At 58.4% G+C, this 1,526-nt stretch carries 1 protein-coding gene; it reads right to left on the bottom strand.

What is annotated here, in order from left to right:
* The coding region (locus AO240_RS23795) for an immunoglobulin-like domain-containing protein (RefSeq protein WP_371918672.1) at positions 1-1,526 on the bottom strand (1,526 nt) is incomplete at both ends.

The following is a 1,526-nucleotide window of genomic DNA, read 5'->3' as shown; positions in this document are numbered from 1 at the left end:
GGCGGTGTAGGTGATCTGGCCGCCTTCGTTGACTGCGCTTGGCGCGGTCAGCGTAACGGTGGTGGTGTCGGTAGTGCCCGGTGTATCGGTCACGGTGGTACTAACCGGCGTGGTGCCAGGCACCAGGTTCTCGAAGTGTGCGCCGCCGGCCACGTTAGTGATCGCAGTGGTGACAGTTTGGTCGCCTTTGTACACATCGTTTGGCGCCACGGCGGTGACGCTGCCGCTGGACTGGTTGACGCCGATGGTGATGGTTTTGCCGTTGTCCAACGTCACCGTCAACGGGTTGGTTATGTTAGTCACCAGCGCGCCGTTTTTATCCACAAGGCTGGCGGTGTAAACGATGTTGCCGCCTTCGCCAACCGTGGTGGTAGCAGTCAGAACCACATCAACTTTGTCGATGGTGTCGTTGATCGTAGTGGTGGCGCCATTGCCTGCAACGTCGAGTTTTTCGAAGTTACCGCCAGTAGCGTCGGTGATCTTGACGGTTTGCGTGCTCTTGTCGATGAACACGTCATCGCTTGGCGCCGGGACGGTCACGCTGCCAACGGTATTGCCTGCCTTGATGATAATGGACGAGCCGTTATCCAATTTCAGCGTGACATCGCTGCCCGCCTTGTTGCTCAAGGTCGCGGTGTAAGTGATCTGGCCACCTTCGTTGACTGCGCTTGGCGCGGTCAGCGTGACAGTGGTGAGATCCGTAGTGCCCGGTGTATCGGTCACGGTAGTGCTAACCGGCGTGGTGCCAGGCACCAGGTTCTCGAAATGTGCGCCGCCGGTCACGTTAGTGATCGCAGTGGTGACAGTTTGGTCGCCTTTGTACACATCGTTCGGCGCCACGGCGGTGACACTGCCGCTGGACTGATTAACACCGATGGTGATGGTTTTGCCGTTGTCCAACGTCACCGTCAACGGGTTGGTGATGTTGCTCACCAGCGCGCCGTTTTTATCCACAAGGCTGGCGGTGTAAACGATATTGCCGCCTTCGCCAACCGTGGTGGTAGCAGTCAGAACCACATCAACCTTGTCGATGGTGTCGTTGATCGTAGTGGTGGCGCCATTGCCTGCAACGTCGAGTTTTTCGAAGTTACCGCCAGTAGCGTCGGTGATCTTGACGGTTTGCGTGCTCTTGTCGATGAACACGTCATCGCTTGGCGCCGGGACGGTCACGCTGCCAACGGTGAAGTTACCGCCAGTAGCGTCGGTGATCTTGACGGTTTGCGTGCTCTTGTCGATGAACACGTCATCGCTTGGCGCCGGGACGGTCACGCTGCCAACGGTATTGCCTGCCTTGATGATAATGGACGAGCCGTTATCCAATTTCAGCGTGACATCGCTGCCCGCCTTGTTGCTCAAGGTGGCGGTGTAGGTGATCTGGCCGCCTTCGTTGACTGCGCTTGGCGCGGTCAGCGTAACGGTGGTGGTGTCGGTAGTGCCCGGTGTATCGGTCACGGTAGTGCTAACCGGCGTGGTGCCAGGCACCAGGTTCTCGAAATGTGCGCCGCCGGTCACGTTAGTGATCGCAG

Source organism: Pseudomonas sp. ICMP 460, from assembly GCF_002723595.1.
Lineage (GTDB): Bacteria > Pseudomonadota > Gammaproteobacteria > Pseudomonadales > Pseudomonadaceae > Aquipseudomonas > Aquipseudomonas kitaguniensis.
The sequence above is the reverse complement of the archived record's forward strand: the minus strand, read 5'-3'. Positions and strand labels throughout refer to the sequence as shown.